Origin of the sequence: Prochlorococcus marinus CUG1435 (genome assembly GCA_017644375.1) — a bacterium.
GTDB classification, from domain to species: Bacteria; Cyanobacteriota; Cyanobacteriia; order PCC-6307; family Cyanobiaceae; genus Prochlorococcus_A; species Prochlorococcus_A marinus_AH.
On record JAEPLP010000001.1, the window covers coordinates 369,931 to 389,135 of the forward strand.

Below are 19,205 nucleotides of genomic sequence, written 5' to 3' on the forward strand. Positions count from 1 at the left end.
GAATAAAAAAATTTACTTAAGAACGAGAAAAATAAAGAATGAGTGAAGGCTTATAAATGAAAAAACCTATCATCGCAGGAAAAATATCCAAAGATCCTAGCTTGCTTGCAAAAATAAAGAGGCAAACTGGAACTAATAGTTGCAATTTTGATACACCTGATGATTCTTTACCAAGTTTCCCTATACTTTTGGCAAGCAAACGTAGGTAAAAAATGCCGGCAATTGCTCCTATAAAAATACTAAAACCAAAAGTAAAACCTAGAAAAATTCCAGTTATTGATGCTAATAAAATAGAGACAATAAAAGTAATTCCAAAAATTGTTAATTGCAATTTTGTGTATTCATCATTTTGGGAAAGCAAATGATCTATTTGATTGGCAATGCCAGATTTACTTTCTTTGATGATCGAATTATTCAGGGATTGAGGAAATTGAACATTCTCATTAGAAGGATGCTCAAGTTTTTTTCTATTTGAGTCCACTGATGTGAACATAGTTTAGAAACCCCTCTGAATGGTTTTAAGTAAGTATATAAACTCACGGAATCTATCACGGAGAGGTGACCTTTAGCTAGTTTTTTTTTATAAAAAATTAATTCTTAAGATTTATGATGAATCTGTAGTCCTTTTTTTACTTGATTCTTCAACAATAAAATTTGTGAAAAGTCATATTTTTAATTGCGTTAACACTTTAAAACGTTAATAAAAGACTTGGCAAAATCTCAATTAAACGGCTCAATAGTAAATATACATCTAAAAAATTGGAGATAAGTCAAGAAAAAATAAAATATAAAAGAATTGCTAAAAGAAAAAAAACCTTTAGTTCTAATGACAAAAAACATTTCAGCAATTTAACAGATTATATATTTCCATTACCTTGGGACATATGGCCTTATGAAGCAAAAATCCTCATTGTCATCATTGGAATTTGGTCAATATTAGGAATATGCATACTAGGATCATCAAGTTGGTGGGTAGCCAGTAGGGAAATGGGAAATTGGGCTTACTTCTTAAAAAAACAAATCATTTGGACAATTCCAGGAATTGGTTTATTTTATTTCGTACTAAATACAAACATTAGAAATCTTTTAAAGTTTTCAAGAATTATTTTTTATATTTTAATCTTTTTGATTTTCCTTACCAATCTTACTGGAATTACAGTTAATGGATCTTCAAGATGGCTAGTGCTTGGCAATTTACGTCTGCAGCCATCTGAATTAATTAAACCTTTTCTAATTCTTGAAGCTTCTAATCTTTTCGCACATTGGAATCTAGTAAAGAATGATAAAAAATTAATTTCAATTTTAACCTTTGGTTTATTAATTTTATTAATACTTAAACAGCCTAATTTAAGTACTGCATCATTAACTGGAATTCTTCTTTGGGTAATGGGTTTATGTGGAGGAGTAAAACTTAGCTCTCTTTGCTCATTTGCTTCAATAGGATTAATTACTGGATGCATCAGCATCCTTAATAACGAATATCAAAAACTGAGAGTTACTTCATTTATAAATCCTTGGAAAGATCAACAAGAAAATGGATTTCAATTGATTCAAAGTTTATTAGCTATAGGTTCAGGTGGTCTATTTGGCCAAGGTTTTGGACTGTCGATACAAAAATTACAGTATCTGCCGTTCATGTATACAGATTTTATTTTTGCCATTTTTGCGGAAGAATTTGGTTTGTTGGGGTGTACTTTATTCTTAGGATTTTTAGCAGTATTCTCTTATATAAGCCTAAGAATTAGTCTTAAGTGCAGGAACAACTATACAAAATTAGTTGCTATCGGATGTGGTGTGTTGTTGACAGGTCAATCAATAATGCATATTGCTGTAGCAACAGGTTCAATGCCTACTACAGGGTTACCACTACCTTTCATTAGTTATGGTGGCAATTCATTAATAGCGTCTTTTTTTATTACAGGGATGTTAGTTAGATGTTCATTAGAGTCAACAGGATTCATTGGTATGATTAGTACACGAAAGACTCTTAATTAGTTAGAATTTAAAGGATTAAATTCAAGCTATCGAATCATTTAATTTAGTTATTTCAGAATTATCTCAAAAGGGTAATCTGCTTATGCAGAATGGTCTTAATAGTCCAGGTCCATTTACTATATTTTTGGTTTTCAGCGCGGGACTTTTAACAAGTCTTGGGCCATGTTCATTATCATTACTTCCAGTGACAATTGCTTATATAGGCGGAACAGAGAAAAATAAATTTAAACTTATTAGTTTTTCAGGAGGTGTAGTTTTTTCGCTCGTTGCACTGGGGGCTGCGAGTGGATTCTTAGGTAAAATATATGGGCAAATTCCATCTTATTACACTTCATTTGTTGCCCTAATAGCGATAATAATGGGTTTAAATTTATTAGGAATTCTCAAGTTTCAGTTTCCGAATGGACCTGATATAAAAATAATTGAAGATAAAATACCAACATTTATAGCGCCTTTTGTCATAGGAACTACATTTGGACTAGCTTCTTCACCTTGCATTACTCCAGTTTTAGCAACTCTTTTGGCTTGGGTATCGCAAGCTAAAAACCCGCTAATATCTATTATTTTTTTATTTTTCTTTGGGATAGGCCAAGTAACCCCATTAATCATTGCAGGAGCTACTGCAGAAAACTTAAAGCAATTTTTAGCTCTTAGAAAATTTAGTCAAATAATTCCGACTTTAAGTGGGATATTTTTAGTTTCCCTAGGGTTATTAAATTTATTTTCAAATTGGCTTTAAATGATTATTTTTAAGAATCTAATTTTAAAAATATCAAGTTTAAGATTCGCTATATCGCTGATAATCTTCATTGCTATTACAAGTGGAATAGGTACTTTTATACCTCAAGGTAGTAACAATACATTCTATATTGATAATTTCGATAGAGCTCCCATTTTTGGATTTTTAGATGGAGAAAAAGTCTTAAAACTTCAATTGGATCATATATATACAAGCTTTTGGTTTTTATTTACATTAATTCTTCTTTGCATTTCTCTGGCAGCTTGTAGTTTCAGGAGGCAAATTCCTTCATTAAAAGCTTCATTAAAATGGATTGAATATAAGAGCGAAAAAAAATTTAGCAAACTGCAACTAACGACAAGTCATCCAATCAATCAAGATGGAGAACATATAACAAAAGTAGATTTATTACTTAAAAAAAAAGGATGGAAAACATACAAATTTAATAGTCATATTTCTGCAAGAAAGGGGTTAATTGGAAAAATCGGTCCTTTAGTTGTACATATCGGATTAATAGTTTTACTTATAGGTTCAGCATATGGAAGTTTTACAAGTCAATCAAAAGAACAATATTTACTGCCGGGAGAAACTTTAGATCTTGTTAATGAGAGCACAAACTCAAAAGCCAATGTAAAATTAGTCGATTTTTCTATAGAACGTGAAAGTGATGGCATACCTAAACAGTTCATTTCAAAATTAAATTTTTCTTCTGAAGATTTAAATTTAAATGAAATAAAAACAACCAAAGTTAATCACCCAATCAGGTTTAAAGGATTAACGATTTATCAAGCAGATTGGGCAATATCAAATGTTGTTTTAGAAATAGATAATCTCCTTTATCAATTACAATTAAAGGAGATTCCAGAAATTGGTAATCAAGTTTGGGGAGTTTTAGTTGAATTAGGATCGGAGACTAAAAAAAATTTCCTATTAACAATAGATAATGAAAATGGTCCACTTAAAATTTCGAATATAGAAAATTTTTCCGGGAATAATCTCTATATCAATGACTATCCTTTAGAAGTTAACTCTTCAAAAGTATCTCTTAAAAAAATAATCCCCAGCAGTGGATTAATAATTAAAAATGATCCCTCTATACCATTTATTTACTTTTCTTTTATCTTAATAATTTTTGGAACAATAATAAGTCTTATACCAACAAACCAATTATGGATTCTGGTAAATAAAGAATCACAAAAGTTATCTATTGGAGGCCTTAGTAATAAAAATTTAGTTGGTTTTAAAAAAGAATTTTTTAAATTATCAGACGAAATAAAAAATTTTTAATTTCTTTTCTGCCCACTAAAAATATCTAACTGCATAGAAACATTCCCTCTGGGGTTAAATGCAGCATTTAAATGTATCCAGTGAGGTGAACCTTCATTCACTAAATCATCCATTATTCTATTAACAACTTCCTCATGGGATATCTTTATATCTCTAAAATTATTAATGTAAAGCTTTAAAGACTTCAACTCATAGACTCTTAAATTAGGTTGATAAATAATATTTAACTTTGCAAAATCTGGATAACCAGAAAAGGGGCACTTACATGTAAATTCAGGTAACTGGATAGAAATTTCATAAATTCTTTTCTTATTTGGATTATCGAAACAAATTATTTTTGATTCTTCAATAATTCTTTCACCATAAAGTGGTCTTTGCGTCGAATCATCTAATTTGGTTGTACTCATTTTGTTTAGTTCTTATTCACTAAACCTATATAAAAAGATCAAAACCTGCAAAAATTTCAACAAGCTTAAGTATTACAATTGTAAAAGTCAAATACTGTTAAATCTCATTTTTGTATCATCAATAACATTCATAATGTCGGTTAAAAGGGTTATATGTGTTTAGTTCAATGAAAAATTAATGGACATTTGTTTGATAACTATCGATAACAACTTTAATAAATCCCTTCAACCAAAAAGCGCGATTGGAATGTTATGGCTTCAAACGCACTTTGAGAATGATCAGTGGGAATCTTTATCAAATAGTACAGTAATAATTTCTGAAGAAAATTCCCAATTATTAATTGAAGACGCCACTAATGCAGGCCTTGATATTAAATGTTTTTCTGATATTTCAATGTTGGATGTTTTCCCAAAAAACAATTAAAATAGGAATATTCAACCTTTAATCATGAAGAAAATTGAAGCAATCATACGTCCATTTAAGCTGGAGGATGTAAAAATTGCCTTAGTAAACTCTGGTATTGTTGGAATGACAGTTAGTGAAGTCAGAGGTTTTGGGAGGCAAAAAGGACAAGTTGAAAGATATAGAGGTTCCGAATTTACTGTTGAATTCCTCCAAAAACTCAAGGTAGAAGTTGTCGTAGAAGATGAAAAGGTTAATTCAGTCATAGATGCGATTGCTGAAGCAGCAAAAACTGGAGAGATCGGTGACGGAAAAATATTCATCACATCAATTGATTCTGTCGTGAGAATTAGAACTGGCGACAAAGATGAAGAAGCTCTTTAATTCAAAGAGTTTCTTTTACTAAATTTTGTATATATTCACTGTTAATCCTTTTATTAGATTGACTTCCTAAGGTCATCCAAGCTAGATATTCATGATTTCCAGCAGGTCCTACCAGCGGAGAAGCTATCAAATTCTTTATATTCCATTGAAAATTCTTAGCCGCATGAATAACAGACTCTATAGCCTCAGTATGGAATTTAGGATTGCGAACAACACCACCTTTACTAACTTTATCTTTACCCACCTCAAATTGGGGTTTAATTAAAAATATTCCCTCAATAAAATCACCTTCTAATAAATTACCAATTGATTTAAAAACTAACTTTAATGAAATAAAAGACAAATCAGCAACCACAAAATTTGGTAATTCATTACTTCTAGTTAAAAGATCATTAGGTTTTAAATTTCGAATATTAGTTCGTTCAAAAAGTATGACTTTTGGATTATTTCTAATCTTCCATGCAGTTTGTCCATAACCAACATCTATCCCATAAACTAGTTTTGCTCCTTGTTGCAATAAGCAATCAGTAAACCCCCCAGTAGAGATTCCTGCATCAATACATATTTTATCTTTTACTTTAATATCAAGTCTTTTAAATGCCTCCAATAATTTTTCGCCTCCCCTTGAAACAAACATAGGTTCAGAATCAATAAGAAATTCAGAACCAATTAATACTTGCTGTCCGGGTTTATCCAATACTTTTCCATTGATATCTCTAACCTTGCCTGCAAGAATTAAACCTTGGGCCTTTTGACGAGTTTTACAAAAACCTTTATTTAGAAGATAAAGATCTAATCTACTTTTTTTAGTCATCTATTAATCAATAAAAAAGACTGAATAATTAACTTCTACAAGATTAAGATCCAAATTCTTTAATACCTTCCAATTTTAAATTAGAACTAAAAATTTACCCATTATTAACGAAAGGAATAAATGAAAACATTTTTATACTTAAGCTTTTTTTATTAGCCAGAATAATGTTACATAAGAAAATAATAATCAGACAAATATGTTCAATGGCAAGTACATCATTAAGGTATAGGGCAATAATTCGATTTTGGTTATAAAGTTTAAATTGATAATTAATAAAAATTGTGATCGAGCGTTACACATTACCCGAAATGGGGGCAATCTGGACTGAAAGCGCAAAGTTCCAGAGTTGGCTTAAAGTTGAAATAGCTGCATGTGAAGCAAATTTTTCTCTCGGTAAAATTCCTGAGAATGCAATGAAAGAGATACGTTCAAATGCAAAGTTTGATGAATCTAGAATTACAGAAATTGAGAAAGAAGTTAAACATGATGTAATAGCATTTCTTACAAGCGTTAATGAATTTGTAGGAGATTCTGGAAGATACATTCATGTTGGTATGACAAGTAGTGATGTACTTGATACTGGCTTATCTCTTCAGTTACAAGATTCTTGCAAATTGTTATTAGAAGAAATTGAGAACCTAGAAAATGAAGTCAGATTATTAGCGGGGAAGCATAAAAATACATTAATGATTGGCAGATCTCATGCAATTCATGGGGAGCCAATTTCATTCGGTTTTAAACTTGCTGGATGGTTAGCAGAAATAATAAGGCACAAAAAAAGATTATTAACACTGAAAGAATCTGTAGCAGTTGGACAAATAAGTGGTGCAATGGGAACTTACGCCAATACGAATCCCAAAGTAGAACAAATAACTTGTGATTTACTCGGATTAAAACCAGATACAGCAAGTACGCAGGTTATATCGAGAGACAGACATGCAGAATATGTACAAACTATTGCACTGGTGGGCGCTTCTCTAGATAGATTCTCAACTGAAATAAGAAATTTACAAAGAACTGATGTTTTAGAAGTTGAGGAAGGCTTTACAAAAGGGCAAAAAGGAAGTTCTGCCATGCCTCATAAAAGAAATCCTATTAGAAGTGAAAGAGTAAGCGGTTTAGCAAGAATTTTAAGGAGTTACGTCTTAACAGCACTGGAAAATGTTCCACTTTGGCACGAAAGAGATATAAGCCATAGTTCAAATGAACGCATCATGTTACCTGATGTATCAATCTGTTTGCATTTTATGCTTAGGGAAATGAAAGATATAGTAAGTAATTTGGAAGTTTATCCAAAAAATATGCTCAAAAATTTAAATATATATGGTGGTGTAATCTTTAGTCAGAGAGTTTTACTTTTGCTTGTAGATAAGGGATTATCTAGAGAAAAAGCCTATAGCTTAGTACAAAAAAATGCGCATCAGGCTTGGAATACAGATAATGGGAATTTCAAACAAAATATAGAGAGAGATAATGAAATAATGGATTTTATTGATCAAAGTGACTTAGAAGAATGTTTTAATCCTTCAATTCATCTCAATAATTTAAGTGTAATATGGGAGAAGTTAGGTATCTAGGATTACTGAAAACCTTATCTAAGTTAAACCAGTGTTTTCAGAGGAATAATGACAAAAAACTTTAGGATTGAAAAAGATAGTATGGGAACAATAGAGGTTCCTATTGAAGCTTTGTGGGGCGCTCAAACACAAAGATCGATAATAAATTTTTCTATTGGAGAAGAATTAATTCCAATTGAGTTAATTTATTCACTCACCCTCATAAAAAAAGCTGCTTCAATTGCGAATTTCAATTTAGGTTTAATAGATAAAATAAAAAAAGATTTGATTGTGGAGGCATGTACAGAAATACTTGATGGGCTTCATGATTCACAGTTTCCCTTAAGGGTTTGGCAAACAGGTAGTGGCACTCAAACAAATATGAATGTAAATGAGGTAATTTCAAATATTGCAGCATTAAAAACAAATTCCGATCTTGGTAGTCATCAACCAATTCATCCGAATGATGATGTAAATAAATCTCAGTCAACTAATGATACTTTTCCTGCTGCTATTCAAATATCAGTTGTTAATGAAATAATGAAAAATTTAGTTCCAACGATAAGAGAACTTACTAAGATCCTTGATAAAAAAAGTGAACAATGGAAAGACCTCATAAAGATAGGAAGAACCCATTTTCAAGATGCAGTGCCCCTTACTTTTGGGCAAGAAATATCGGGATGGTCAGAGCAACTTAAAGATGCTGAGAATGCAATTATTATAAGTCTGAATGACTTGTATTTTTTACCTCTGGGAGGAACTGCAGTTGGAACAGGGATTAATTGTCCAAAAGGATTTTGTGAAGATTCTATAAAATCAATTTCCGATGATACTAATCTAATGTTCTATAAATCAAAAAATAATTTTTCTATCATGGCCTCGCATGATCGTCTAGCTCAAGTAATGAGTCAGATAAAAATATTAGCAGGTGCATTGTTTAAAATTTCAAATGATATAAAAATTCTATCTTCAGGACCAAGATCAGGAATATATGAATTAATTATCCCTCAAAATGAACCTGGAAGTTCTATCATGCCAGGTAAAGTGAATCCGACTCAATGCGAAGCCTTATCAATGGTTTGTACTCAGATAATGGGTCTTGAATATGCAGTTTCAATAGCAAATTCTAGCGGCACTTTGCAGATGAATGAATATAAGCCTCTGATTGGATTTAATATTCTTACAAGTTTAAAATTACTTAAAAATGCAATAGAAAATTTCAGAATAAAATTAGTTGATGGTATGGAACCTAATCAAAAGAAAATGAAGTTTAATTTAGAAAATTCACTAATGTTGGTAACAGCCATAGTGCCAAAAGTTGGTTATGAAAAAGCGGCTGAAATTGCAAACCTTGCCTTCAAAGAATCATTAAATTTAAAAGAGGCAACACTTAAATTAGGTTATTTAAACGAAGATGAATTTGATGAAGCAATGAATATTAATTCAATGATTTGATTAAAAAATTTATGAATCATTGTCAATTCTTTTTGTCGCAGGATTAATATCTTCAGAGACTTTTATAAAATCATTAGATTCAGTAACAGGAAAACGATTAATAGCTTTTAATGCTAGCTTTGCTTTGCTTTTTAATTTATTACTTACACCGATACAGTATTGAACTTGAGAAAGAACATCAATTGATCTTCTAATAATCCTCACTACATCACCTTCGTCTAATGAAGTATTAAAAACCAAATCTTTCCATTTTTTACCCCTTGCCCATTCAGAAATAATTCCAGTCAACTCTGTTTCTAAATAAATAGGAATTTCAATATGAAACTTATTTTGTTGAGAAGCGACTAATTTTCTTAAACCATCTAATTCATGAAAAACATCTATTACCTTTAAAGAAGGCTTAAAATTACACCAAAGATTAGGCCTTCTTATATCAACACATATAGCCTGAATAATTGCAGCTAACTCAGGAGGATCTAAATCGTCTAAATAACCACTAACTAAAACAAGACCAATCCATAATTCATTTTCACTTCTTATTGCACCAACTGTTTGTCCAACTTCTGTCAATTCCAAATCATTTAAACAACCGAAATTATTCAAAATTTTAATCAAATCGGTAAAAGTTCTCCAGTTATGATTTTCTTTATCCTCAAGAAGTTTTTTTCTCATATATATTTCCTGTTCAACATCAACAATTCTTTTTCTATATTTCTTTAATTTCCTAGAGTCTCCAAATCTATGTGCGGGATGATCATTGACTGTTTCTTCTAAATTATTAATTAGTTGCTGTTGTGCCAAAACTTCCGTTGACAAATCATATTGTGGAGTTTGTAAATCATTTTTTTTAGAAACTTTTAAAATTCTATCCGCATAAAACTGCGACATATCATCCCCCCTAAATACCTCTCCAGAAAAATACATCTTTGGCACTTCAAGTCCTATTACATCAATTACATCCAAATCATTAAAAATACTTACTATGTATGAGGGTTTTATAAGAATAAATAAATTATCAATTGTCAAACACAATAAACTCTTAATTTTTTTGGATTCATATATTTTCTTACAAATTAATCCTGGAACAATTTTTCTTTTAATTTGAGGAGCTTTGATTGAAATTAAGCTTCCATCTTTAATATATGGGAGTGCATTAGTGATCTCTTCTGATAATTTTTCTGCTGCTTGTTTTTCTAAAATTTTCAAGAGTCTTCTTTCCTCTTTAAGACGATTTTTTAAATTTTCATAGGCATCAAAATCTTTCCATGAAACGTTAGATGTAATTTTTTTTAATTCAATTAAATCCTTATCTAAATTTTCAAGAATTATATTCTCACCTGAAGATTCACCTAAATATAAAAAACTACCAAAACTTCTTTTAATTAATTCTTTAGACTTCTCTAAAGTATAACTTTGTAAAAGATTAAGTACCATTCCATAACTAGGAGTGAATTGACTCTCTAAAGAATTTGGTTTGCTAATAGCCAGTGCACTTGCCTCTTTAGCACCTTCGAATCTTGTTTGTAATGTAACAACGTATCCTTGGGTATCTTTGCCTCTTCTTCCAGCTCTACCTGACATTTGCAAAAATTCACTGCTAAATAATAATCTATGCCCATCTTCGGTCCTTTTTGATAAAGAAGAAATAACAGTAGTTCTTGCGGGCATATTAATCCCTGCAGCGAGAGTTTCAGTTGCAAAAACAACTTTTATCAAACCTTCCTGAAATAATTCCTCAACTAATTCTTTCCATGCAGGCAATAATCCAGCATGGTGAGATGCAATACCTCGCTTTAATGCCTCGCATTGAGATTTATCTTTAATTGCCTCTTGATTATTTTTAAGATAAACATCTAATTTTTGGGATATCATATTCGCTTCTGAATAACTTACTAAAGTTAAGTCTTTTAAATTCTCAATAGCCTTGTCACATCCTCTTCTACTAAAAATAAAATAAATAGCTGGCAACATATTGCGTTCAGCTAGTTTAGAGATCACAAAGCCAATTGAGGGAGACTTTGGTTGCATTATCCTGCCCACTTTTCCTCTCATTTTCTGCCCTTTAGGAGCTCTCCAAATCTTACAGTTTGGATGAATTCCATTACCCTTATTATTTAAAAGTGGATGCAGGCCTTTAACACTACAAAAAATAAAATCAAGTGGGACTGGTCTCTTATCGCTATTAATTAGTACTGTGGGCCCATGAACTTTTTCTATCCAATTTTGTAGTTGATCTGCATTGGCTATTGTTGCTGATAAAGCTATTATTTGAGTTCTAGTAGGACAATGGATTATAGTTTCTTCCCAAACTGTGCCTCTTTGGGGGTCATTCATATAATGGCATTCATCAAGAATTACAGATTCTAAATTCTCTAAGGGATCATCAAATTCATCAAATTCGCCATAGAGCATGTTCCTAAAAATCTCAGTCGTCATTACTAAGATTGGTGCTTCTCTATTTATACTTATATCTCCAGTTAAAAGACCAACTTTATTCTCACCATATTGATTAGCAAAATCTCTAAACTTTTGATTTGATAGGGCTTTTAAAGGTGTTGTATAAAAAACTCTACCTTCATGAGATAAGCCTCTATATATAGCAAATTCACCTATCAATGTTTTACCCGAACCTGTTGGTGCCGTTAAAACAACAGAATTTCCGCTATTTATAGCTCGAATTGCTTCTAATTGGAAATCATCTAGCGGAAATGGGAAATATTCCTCTAAATTAAGCAATAATTGTGATTGAAGAGAGGATGAGTTAACTTCTTAATATATGATCTATATAGATATTAATAAACAAAAAATACCTTGCAAACTTTAATAGTAAATCTAAATCTTTTTAATTAAATCCACTATATTTTATTTTGCCAAAATGAAAAAAATAAAAATTCCAAAAAATAGAATCCGTAATTTAAAAACATTTTCTTTAGGTGAAAAATCATTCGAACTTCTTAGTTTAAATTCGCAAAATAAAAAACTTGTAGACTTATGTAGTAATGATTATTTTGGATTAAATAGGGACAAGGATTTAATAAAAGCTGCTTACGAAATAAGCATGTTAGAAGGTATTGGTTCAGGAAGCTCTAGATTTATTACAGGTTCAAGGCCAATACATAAATTATTAGAAACAGAACTTGCCAAGTGGCTTGATCAAGAGAAAGTATTACTTTTCCCAAGCGGATTTCAAGCAAATATAGCCGCTATCCAGGCTTTAGCAAACAGAAATAGTATCGTAATAGCAGATAAATTAATTCATAACTCTTTATTGGTTGGAGTTAAAGCTGCTCAAGCTAAACTAGTGCGATTTTCTCACAATAATTTAAAAGATTTAGAAGATAAAATTATTAAATCTAACCCCACAAAAAATTCCATTTTAGTTGTTGTCGAATCTCTTTATAGCATGGAGGGATCAATTGCACCGCTCAGAGAAATAACGGAAATTTGCAAAAAAAATAATGTTCAATTATTAGTTGACGAAGCCCATGCAATTGGGATCTTGGGCCCTGAAGGCAGGGGTTTAAGTTTTAATTGTCGTTCAGATATAACTATAATTACTGGAACTTTTGGAAAGGCATTTGGCAGCGGTGGAGCTTTTATAGCCTCCAATTCAGAAATTGGTGAGTATCTTATCCAAACAAGTGGTGCATTTAGGTACACAACCGCTCTTGCGCCATCTTTAGCTGCTGGAGCACTAGAAGGTTTAAAAAAAATTTTAAAAAACAAAGAATGGGGTAATGAGTTGTTATCTTCTGCGAAGATATGGAAACATGAAATTATTAAAAATTTTAGTTTTCCAATTCAGGGAGATTCTCACATTTTATCAATTATTGTTGGCCAAGAAGAGAAAGCAATTTATCTACAAAAACATCTTGAGGAGAATGGGTTTTTAGCAATTGCGATAAGACCCCCTACTGTTCCAGTTGGGCAATCAAGAATCAGAATAACAATAAGAAGAAACTTAGATTTGAATCTTCTAAAAAATTTCATTGCAGTATTAAAAGAGTTTAAATGAAACAAATTATTACTCAACATGGTTGGGGGCTAAATAAATATTTCTGGGATGATTATAAAGTTGATTTTTTAAATAATAATTGGCATTGGCAAGATAATGAAAGGGGCTATTTTTCAACAAATAAATATCAAGCAAAATGGATTAAAAGCGAATCTAAAAAAGAAATCAAAATGACTTTATGCCATTCATTTGGTTTTCATTTAATGCAAAAAAAAATCTTAAAAGAAGCAACTCATATTGTTCTAATAAATTCTTTTAATAATTTTCTTCCTTTAAGTAATAAAAGAAACTTTATTTTGAGGTCTCTAAAAAGAATGGAAACAAAAATCATAAAAGATGAACCTAAGGATATGTTGAAAGAATTTATACATAGATCATTTATGCCAAATAATATGAGTAATGGTTTTAAAAATATCTTTTATAAAAGTTTAGAGAGTTTAAATAAAACTCTTCTTTTAGGTGATTTAAAACAACTTTACATCAATAGAGATTTTCCATTATTTTTAAGAAAAGATTGCAAAATTATTTTTATAAAATCAGAAAACGATTTGATTCTTGACAACGAATCAAATAATAACTTCTTAGATTCCTTAAATAAAACACTTCATAGGAAGCCAATTTTAATTAAATTAGCTCAGCAAGGTCATTGCTTGAATAATTTAAATTTATACGAGATCTTAATTAATTCACTTGATGATGAAAATGGATAGTAAAAAGTGGAATGAGAAAATAAAAAATAATTTCAATGATGCTGCATATCGGTATTTGGAGCATTCAAATATTCAGAAATTTTTTGCAAAAAAGATTGTTCAATTTATCAAAGAATTAAATCCCCAAAAAAAAGGTGAATGGATAGATCTAGGATCAGGACCAGGAATATTAGCTGATGAAATAGAAAAAAAATTTTCTTCCCAAGAAGTAGCCAGAATTGATTTCAGCAAAAAAATGCTTCTTGAGAATAAATTATCTAGTAAAAAAATTTTATGGGATTTAAATAATGATTTACCCCCTGAAATCAATAACTGTTCTCTATTAACATCTAACTTTTGCATCCATTGGTTAAACAACCCAGAAAAGATAATAAAAAATTGGTTTAGTAAATTAAAATCAGGAGGTTTTTTAATCATTTCTTATCCAACGAAAAATTGTTTTCCTGAATGGAAAGATACTTGTAGAAAAATTGATATTGAATATAGTGGTATTAATTTCCTTTGCTCTAAAGAATTATTAAAAGATTTCAAATCAACTGAAATTCATTATTCAGAAAAGTTTAATTATGTTGAAAATTTTGAAGATGTATATAAGCTTTTTAGAAGCATTAAAAATGTAGGGGCACAATCAACAAATTGTAAACGCAAAACAGTGAAGGAGTTAAAAAAAATTCAAAAGTTTTGGCCAAAGAATTACAATAATACAGTTAACCTTTCATGGCAAATTGAGATTCAAATCATAAAGAAATTATGAGTAGTCAGGATAGTATTTTCAAATTTATAATTTGTGGAACAGATACTGATATTGGAAAAACTTTAATAAGCTCTTTTTTCGTTAAAGGATTAAATTCCTTTTATTGGAAGCCTATTCAAAGCGGTATTGAATCGCAAACTGATAGTCAAACTGTTGAAAAACTTGCACAATTAAGTAAAGAGAAAATCATCAAAGAAGCTTATGTCTTTACTAAACCTCTATCTCCTCATTGGGCTGCTGAAATAGATCAAAAAACAATTAACTTTGACAAGTTGAGGTTGCCAAACGTGAAAGGCTCATTAATTATAGAAACTGCAGGTGGATTAATGGTTCCAATAACACGCAGTTTTTTGCAAATAGATCAAATAAAACAATGGAACCTTCCGGTAATACTTGTATGTAAGAGCTCACTTGGCACTCTTAACCATACCCTGCTTAGTATTGAGGCCTTAAAAAGAAGAAATATTGAGATTTTAGGTTTAGTAGTCAATGGCAAAAAACACCTAGATAATCCAAAAACTCTAGTTGATTTTAGTGGTATTCCGTTAATTGCTGAATTTCCTTATATCAAAAAAATGGACTCAAACAATTTAGATATACTATGGAAAGAACTAGACATCAAGAATAGGTTGATCTCACTTTTAAACTCAAAAATAAGTTAAATGAAATCTTTGGATTCAAAAACTCCAAATCAAGATTGGCACCCAAATATTTGGCCACCTTTTACACAAATCAATAACAGCGAACCGCAAATAGAAGTAACTCATGGTAGAGATGCCCTCCTATTTACTAAAAATCCTAAAAAAGAGCTGATAGATGCAATTAGTAGTTGGTGGGTAACTCTTCATGGACATAGTAACCAATACATTGCGGATGCCATTTTCAATCAATCAAAAAAACTTGAGCAAGTTATATTTGCTGATTTTTTACATCCACAGGCAAAAAAATTAGCGGAAAGACTTAGTGAATTAACAAAACTAGAAAGATTATTCTTTTCTGATAACGGTTCTACCGCAGTGGAAGTCGCTTTAAAAATTGCCTTCCAATCATGGCAAAATAGAGAAGAAATAAGAACTCAAATAGTAGCTTTTGATGGCGCCTATCATGGCGATACATTTGGAGCAATGGCTTTAGGTGAAAGAAATATTTTTAATGAGAATTTCGATAATCTTATGTTCCCAGTTAGGAGAGTCCCCTGGCCTTCAACTTGGATGAACGATGAAGAAGTAGAAAATAAAGAAAATGAGGCGATCCAAAAATTAGAAACTCTACTTAAAACTCCCACAGTTGCAGTAATCCTTGAGCCACTTGTTCAAGGAGCAGGAGGAATGAATATGGTTAGGCCTCAGTTTATAAAAAAAGTTTCAGAAATTATAAAAAATAATAATTCTTTGTTAATTGCTGATGAAGTTTTGACTGGGTTTGGAAGATGTGGAAGTCTTTTTGCATTTCAAAAGGCAAAAATCGTTCCTGATTTAATAAGTATTTCAAAAGGCTTAACTGGTGGATTTTTACCAATGGGAATAACTTTATGTAAAGAAAACATTTTTCAATCCTTTATTGATGATTCCCCAAGAAAAACTTTTTGGCATGGACATAGTTTTACTGCTAATCCTTTAGGTTGTGCTGCGGCAAACGCTAGCCTTGATTTATTAGAAAAAGAACCACACAAATACATTTCATTTGAAGAAAAACATTTATCTCACTTAATTAAATTTAAAAACTTACCTTATATAAAAAAAATAAGGGTATCAGGCACAATTGCTGCCTTCGATTTAGATATTGGAAACAAAAAAGGTTATTTCAATAATATTGGGAAAGAAATCAAGAGTCTTGCAATAGAGCAAGGTTTATTTATTAGACCCCTCGGGAATGTTATTTATCTCTTGCCACCTCTCTGTATAACCGATGAGCAATTAGAAAAAAGTTACTTGGTAATAAGGCAAATATTAGAAAATCTTTAGACAGAAATTCAAGGTCCCTGCATTATTGCATTTTCTACATCTTCTCTTTTAATGCAATAGGAAAATAATCTTTTAGTTTCTTGTCCTTCACTTTCCCAGATGACACTTAAATCTTCTTGTTCAAAAATAATAGTTGCATTCCAATTTGAAAGTAATAGATTCCATTTAGATGGATTATTAATATCCTTCATAGCACCTAAATCAGTTAGCCACAATTCCAATGATTGCAGTGAATTTTGATTGATCGGTTTTTCAGAGGGATTCACAGACTTTTTTTAAAATTATTTAATTAGCCAAAGCGGTATTGTCTCTAATTCTTTTCCAGTAAAAGAAGCAATAAAAATTGAACAAATTAAACTTATAGAAATGATCATAATTAAAAGAAACAACGAAAACAATTCTCCATTCGAAAAAGGTCTCCTATTTCCTATTAAATTTTGATTATTAGAATCGATTACTAAATTATTTAAAACGTTAGTATTATTTCTACTTATAGAATTTTCTTTTAGTTTATCATCATATATTTTTCTTAAATTACTATTATTTAAATTTTCATAAGCTTCAAGAACTTCTTGAAATTTACTTTTAGCAACTTCTATTTCTAATGAAGTTGTATCTGGATGCAACTCAATAGAAAGTTTACAAAATGCCTTTCTTAATTCATGATTGGATGCATTTTCATTTACACCTAAAATTTTGTAATAGGAAGTTTCCCCTTTCAAAATAATCTTTTATTAATATTATAATTCTAATAAATTTTTACTAAATAGAATGTATTTAATGGATGGTTAAAGTTCATATTTATAACGAAATGAAAAAACAAAATATTCCAGAAGAAATTTTTTCCTTAATAACTGAAGAAGAAATAAATTTATTTCAAGAGTTGCAAATTAAAATTAAAGAATTAAATAATAAAACCAATCTCACAAGATTAACTGATGGGGATGATTATTGGGTATCTCAAGTTTTTGACAGCATTTGGCCATTCAAAGCTTTCACTAATATTAATTTTGATAATAAAAAATTTTTAGATATTGGATCAGGCTGTGGCTTCCCAGGTTTAGCTTATGCAATAACTCATCCTAATTCTGAGATATACCTAATTGATTCTTTGAAAAAGAAAACAGATGCAATAAAAATCTTAGTTGATCAGATCAATTTCAAAAACAATATTCATGTAATCAATGATCGTATTGAGAACTTAGCCCACCAATCGTCAATGAGAAATAATTTTAATATTGCAACAACCAGAGCGGTTAGTAATCCATCAACAGTTTCAGAATATATACTACCAATGTTAAAAAAAGAAGGGTTTGGAGTTTTATATTGTGGCAAATGGACGAATGAAGAAAGCAAAAATCTAGATAGAACTTTAGATATATTAGAAGGGGAAGTTAAAGAAAAAAAAGAGATACTATTACCAAGAAATAAAGGCACCAGAAATATTATTCTTATTCAACCAAAAAATTTTTGTCCTGAAATTTACCCAAGAAAAGTTGGCAAACCTGAAAAAAATCCATTATGAAATTATTTTTTTGATAATCTTTTAGCATTGTTATCTCCAAACTTTTCTTTTAAATTTCTCAATTTTCTTATTACTTTTTTTGGATTTATATGACCTTCTAATACTTTCAATAATTGTCCTTCAGAAACATCTACATCTAGTAAATTTGCGTTGAATCCTGGGAACCAGTGGCTTCCATTACCAAGCAATTGGTATCTAGCTCTTGCATATCCTTCCATACCTAACCAATCAATTAAATTTGAAAGCCAAAGAAGAACAGGAATATTAATATTTCCCGGTGTATATTCCCAACTTGGTAAATTTCTATACCAATTCTGATGCCACTCTAAACCCAAGGAATTAATTGATTCCTGCCTTAATTTGTTAATTATCTTAGGCACATACTTCTCAGATTCTGATAATAACGAGACAGCTTCTAAATGCAGAGCAAAATCTGTCTCTTTTGCAATGCCAACACTCAAAGTATGGACATTTTGATTTCTTAAGCAAAAAAGATCATTAAAAACTATAGGATGGAGAGGTTTACAAAATTCCAACATTTTTCTTGAGGGAGTATGAAGATGTCCCCCTTTATCAGTGGGACTTATTATGAAAACCCCAAGATCATGCTTATTGGCTAAATTAATAACCTTTGTATTCTCCTGATTAATGAAATACCAGTGCAAATTTACATAATCAAATAAGTTTGTTGATATGGCCTTTTCAATAAGTGAAGATTTTCCATGGGTTGAAAATCCAATAGATCCAATAAAATTTTCTTTTTGAAAATTCCTCAAAATATCAATGCAACCTCCATCTCGAATAGCCTGATGTAAATGTTCAGCAGTATTAATACCATGTATTGCTAACAAATCAATTTTTTTAACTTTCAATTTTTCAATACTAGATAATACATCTTGCTTAAAAATTTCCGGATCATTATTTGGTGGAATCTTTGTTTGGATTATATTTGGGATTTTCTTAGTATTCTTAAAACACATCCCTAATTGCACCTCAGAAGTTCCATAGTACTTGGCGGTTTCTACATGACTTAAACCATATTGTGTTGCAAGATCTAATATATTTTCTACTTTATTTTGTTCTTCATATGAAACCTTAGAAAAATCTAATTGATCCCAACTTTTTTGAAATCTCATACCACCTAAAGATAAAACTGGAATCTTCAGATTGGTTCTACCAAATCTACGATATTGCATC

20 protein-coding genes are annotated in these 19,205 nt (G+C 30.5%); 13 read left to right on the forward strand and 7 right to left on the reverse strand.

Annotation, left to right across the window (positions count from 1 at the left end; all coding sequences use genetic code 11):
• Positions 1-16: 16 nt before the first annotated feature.
• Positions 17-493: a hypothetical protein gene (locus JJ844_02230; protein ID MBO6974495.1), complete on the reverse strand. Its 477-nt coding sequence runs from the start codon at positions 491-493 to the stop codon at positions 17-19.
• 266 nt (positions 494-759) lie between these two features.
• On the opposite strand from JJ844_02230, the gene JJ844_02235 reads away from it, so the two are divergent.
• From JJ844_02235 to JJ844_02245, 3 genes are all read left to right on the forward strand, one after another.
• Positions 760-1,995, forward strand: a complete 1,236-nt coding sequence (locus JJ844_02235; protein ID MBO6974496.1) for an FtsW/RodA/SpoVE family cell cycle protein — start codon at positions 760-762, stop codon at positions 1,993-1,995.
• Between the two features lie 82 nt (positions 1,996-2,077).
• The gene (locus JJ844_02240; GenBank protein ID MBO6974497.1) at positions 2,078-2,734 is read left to right on the forward strand and encodes a sulfite exporter TauE/SafE family protein; all 657 of its coding nucleotides are present in this window, start codon (positions 2,078-2,080) and stop codon (positions 2,732-2,734) included.
• On the forward strand, positions 2,735-4,021 hold the full coding sequence (locus tag JJ844_02245; GenBank protein MBO6974498.1) for a cytochrome c biogenesis protein ResB: 1,287 nt from the start codon (positions 2,735-2,737) through the stop codon (positions 4,019-4,021).
• Here JJ844_02245 and queF read toward each other — a convergent pair.
• Positions 4,018-4,428, reverse strand: a complete 411-nt coding sequence (queF, locus tag JJ844_02250) for an NADPH-dependent 7-cyano-7-deazaguanine reductase QueF (protein MBO6974499.1) — start codon at positions 4,426-4,428, stop codon at positions 4,018-4,020. The two genes, JJ844_02245 and queF, sit on opposite strands and share 4 nt — an antisense overlap.
• 178 nt (positions 4,429-4,606) lie before the next feature.
• Between queF and JJ844_02255 the strand changes: the two genes are divergently transcribed.
• Together JJ844_02255 and JJ844_02260 are read left to right on the forward strand one after the other, a co-directional pair.
• Positions 4,607-4,852 carry a hypothetical protein gene (locus JJ844_02255; protein MBO6974500.1) on the forward strand — a complete coding sequence of 82 codons (246 nt, stop codon included), beginning with the start codon at positions 4,607-4,609 and terminating at the stop codon, positions 4,850-4,852.
• Positions 4,853-4,876: 24 nt separating this feature from the next.
• Positions 4,877-5,215, forward strand: coding sequence for a P-II family nitrogen regulator (locus JJ844_02260; GenBank protein ID MBO6974501.1), 339 nt, complete (start codon positions 4,877-4,879; stop codon positions 5,213-5,215).
• Between the two features lies 1 nt (position 5,216).
• Here JJ844_02260 and JJ844_02265 read toward each other — a convergent pair whose 3' ends face one another.
• Positions 5,217-6,029, reverse strand: a complete 813-nt coding sequence (locus tag JJ844_02265; GenBank protein ID MBO6974502.1) for a TlyA family RNA methyltransferase — start codon at positions 6,027-6,029, stop codon at positions 5,217-5,219.
• Between the two features lie 281 nt (positions 6,030-6,310).
• On the opposite strand from JJ844_02265, the gene JJ844_02270 reads away from it, so the two are divergent.
• Positions 6,311-7,606, forward strand: coding sequence for an adenylosuccinate lyase (locus JJ844_02270; GenBank protein MBO6974503.1), 1,296 nt, complete (start codon positions 6,311-6,313; stop codon positions 7,604-7,606).
• A 48-nt stretch (positions 7,607-7,654) separates the two neighbouring features.
• On the forward strand, positions 7,655-9,040 hold the full coding sequence (locus JJ844_02275) for a class II fumarate hydratase (GenBank protein MBO6974504.1): 1,386 nt from the start codon (positions 7,655-7,657) through the stop codon (positions 9,038-9,040).
• Positions 9,041-9,049: 9 nt separating this feature from the next.
• On the opposite strand, the gene JJ844_02280 is transcribed toward JJ844_02275, so the two are convergent.
• Positions 9,050-11,776 carry a DEAD/DEAH box helicase gene (locus JJ844_02280; protein MBO6974505.1) on the reverse strand — a complete coding sequence of 909 codons (2,727 nt, stop codon included), beginning with the start codon at positions 11,774-11,776 and terminating at the stop codon, positions 9,050-9,052.
• 139 nt (positions 11,777-11,915) lie between these two features.
• Between JJ844_02280 and JJ844_02285 the strand changes: the two genes are divergently transcribed.
• The 5 genes from JJ844_02285 to bioA are packed head-to-tail and all read left to right on the forward strand — an operon-like array spanning position 11,916 to position 16,483.
• On the forward strand, positions 11,916-13,055 hold the full coding sequence (locus JJ844_02285; GenBank protein ID MBO6974506.1) for an 8-amino-7-oxononanoate synthase: 1,140 nt from the start codon (positions 11,916-11,918) through the stop codon (positions 13,053-13,055).
• Positions 13,052-13,765, forward strand: a complete 714-nt coding sequence (locus JJ844_02290) for a hypothetical protein (protein MBO6974507.1) — start codon at positions 13,052-13,054, stop codon at positions 13,763-13,765. Before JJ844_02285 ends, JJ844_02290 begins: the two co-directional genes overlap by 4 nt.
• Positions 13,749-14,519 (forward strand): methyltransferase domain-containing protein, encoded by a 771-nt coding sequence (locus tag JJ844_02295; protein MBO6974508.1) that lies wholly within the window; start codon positions 13,749-13,751, stop codon positions 14,517-14,519. The genes JJ844_02290 and JJ844_02295 overlap by 17 nt, the downstream gene beginning before the upstream one ends.
• On the forward strand, positions 14,516-15,181 hold the full coding sequence (gene bioD, locus JJ844_02300; GenBank protein ID MBO6974509.1) for a dethiobiotin synthase: 666 nt from the start codon (positions 14,516-14,518) through the stop codon (positions 15,179-15,181). The genes JJ844_02295 and bioD overlap by 4 nt, the downstream gene beginning before the upstream one ends.
• Entirely contained in the window at positions 15,182-16,483 is a 1,302-nt protein-coding gene (gene bioA / locus JJ844_02305; GenBank protein ID MBO6974510.1) for an adenosylmethionine--8-amino-7-oxononanoate transaminase, read from the forward strand. It begins immediately after the preceding gene.
• Between the two features lie 8 nt (positions 16,484-16,491).
• On the opposite strand, the gene JJ844_02310 is transcribed toward bioA, so the two are convergent.
• Entirely contained in the window at positions 16,492-16,749 is a 258-nt protein-coding gene (locus JJ844_02310; protein MBO6974511.1) for a DUF3143 domain-containing protein, read from the reverse strand.
• A gap of 15 nt (positions 16,750-16,764) precedes the next feature.
• Complete coding sequence (locus tag JJ844_02315) at positions 16,765-17,205, reverse strand: J domain-containing protein (GenBank protein MBO6974512.1); 441 nt, start codon at positions 17,203-17,205, stop codon at positions 16,765-16,767.
• Between the two features lie 89 nt (positions 17,206-17,294).
• On the opposite strand from JJ844_02315, the gene rsmG reads away from it, so the two are divergent.
• Positions 17,295-18,008 (forward strand): 16S rRNA (guanine(527)-N(7))-methyltransferase RsmG, encoded by a 714-nt coding sequence (gene rsmG / locus JJ844_02320; protein ID MBO6974513.1) that lies wholly within the window; start codon positions 17,295-17,297, stop codon positions 18,006-18,008.
• A 2-nt stretch (positions 18,009-18,010) separates the two neighbouring features.
• Here rsmG and JJ844_02325 read toward each other — a convergent pair whose 3' ends face one another.
• Positions 18,011-19,204 carry an aldo/keto reductase gene (locus JJ844_02325; protein ID MBO6974514.1) on the reverse strand — a complete coding sequence of 398 codons (1,194 nt, stop codon included), beginning with the start codon at positions 19,202-19,204 and terminating at the stop codon, positions 18,011-18,013.
• Position 19,205 lies beyond the last annotated feature (1 nt).

Excerpts from the sequence above, each read along its gene's own strand:
- JJ844_02230 (MBO6974495.1), bottom strand. The coding sequence starts at position 493 with ATGTTCACATCAGTGGACTCAAATAGAAAAAAACTTGAGCATCCTTCT.
- JJ844_02240 (MBO6974497.1), top strand. The coding sequence starts at position 2,078 with ATGCAGAATGGTCTTAATAGTCCAGGTCCATTTACTATATTTTTGGTT.
- JJ844_02245 (MBO6974498.1), top strand. The coding sequence starts at position 2,735 with ATGATTATTTTTAAGAATCTAATTTTAAAAATATCAAGTTTAAGATTC.
- queF (MBO6974499.1), bottom strand. The coding sequence starts at position 4,428 with ATGAGTACAACCAAATTAGATGATTCGACGCAAAGACCACTTTATGGT.
- JJ844_02255 (MBO6974500.1), top strand. The coding sequence starts at position 4,607 with ATGGACATTTGTTTGATAACTATCGATAACAACTTTAATAAATCCCTT.
- JJ844_02260 (MBO6974501.1), top strand. The coding sequence starts at position 4,877 with ATGAAGAAAATTGAAGCAATCATACGTCCATTTAAGCTGGAGGATGTA.
- JJ844_02265 (MBO6974502.1), bottom strand. The coding sequence starts at position 6,029 with ATGACTAAAAAAAGTAGATTAGATCTTTATCTTCTAAATAAAGGTTTT.
- JJ844_02275 (MBO6974504.1), top strand. The coding sequence starts at position 7,655 with ATGACAAAAAACTTTAGGATTGAAAAAGATAGTATGGGAACAATAGAG.
- JJ844_02285 (MBO6974506.1), top strand. The coding sequence starts at position 11,916 with ATGAAAAAAATAAAAATTCCAAAAAATAGAATCCGTAATTTAAAAACA.
- JJ844_02290 (MBO6974507.1), top strand. The coding sequence starts at position 13,052 with ATGAAACAAATTATTACTCAACATGGTTGGGGGCTAAATAAATATTTC.
- JJ844_02295 (MBO6974508.1), top strand. The coding sequence starts at position 13,749 with ATGATGAAAATGGATAGTAAAAAGTGGAATGAGAAAATAAAAAATAAT.
- bioD (MBO6974509.1), top strand. The coding sequence starts at position 14,516 with ATGAGTAGTCAGGATAGTATTTTCAAATTTATAATTTGTGGAACAGAT.
- bioA (MBO6974510.1), top strand. The coding sequence starts at position 15,182 with ATGAAATCTTTGGATTCAAAAACTCCAAATCAAGATTGGCACCCAAAT.
- rsmG (MBO6974513.1), top strand. The coding sequence starts at position 17,295 with ATGAAAAAACAAAATATTCCAGAAGAAATTTTTTCCTTAATAACTGAA.
- JJ844_02325 (MBO6974514.1), bottom strand. The coding sequence starts at position 19,204 with ATGCAATATCGTAGATTTGGTAGAACCAATCTGAAGATTCCAGTTTTA.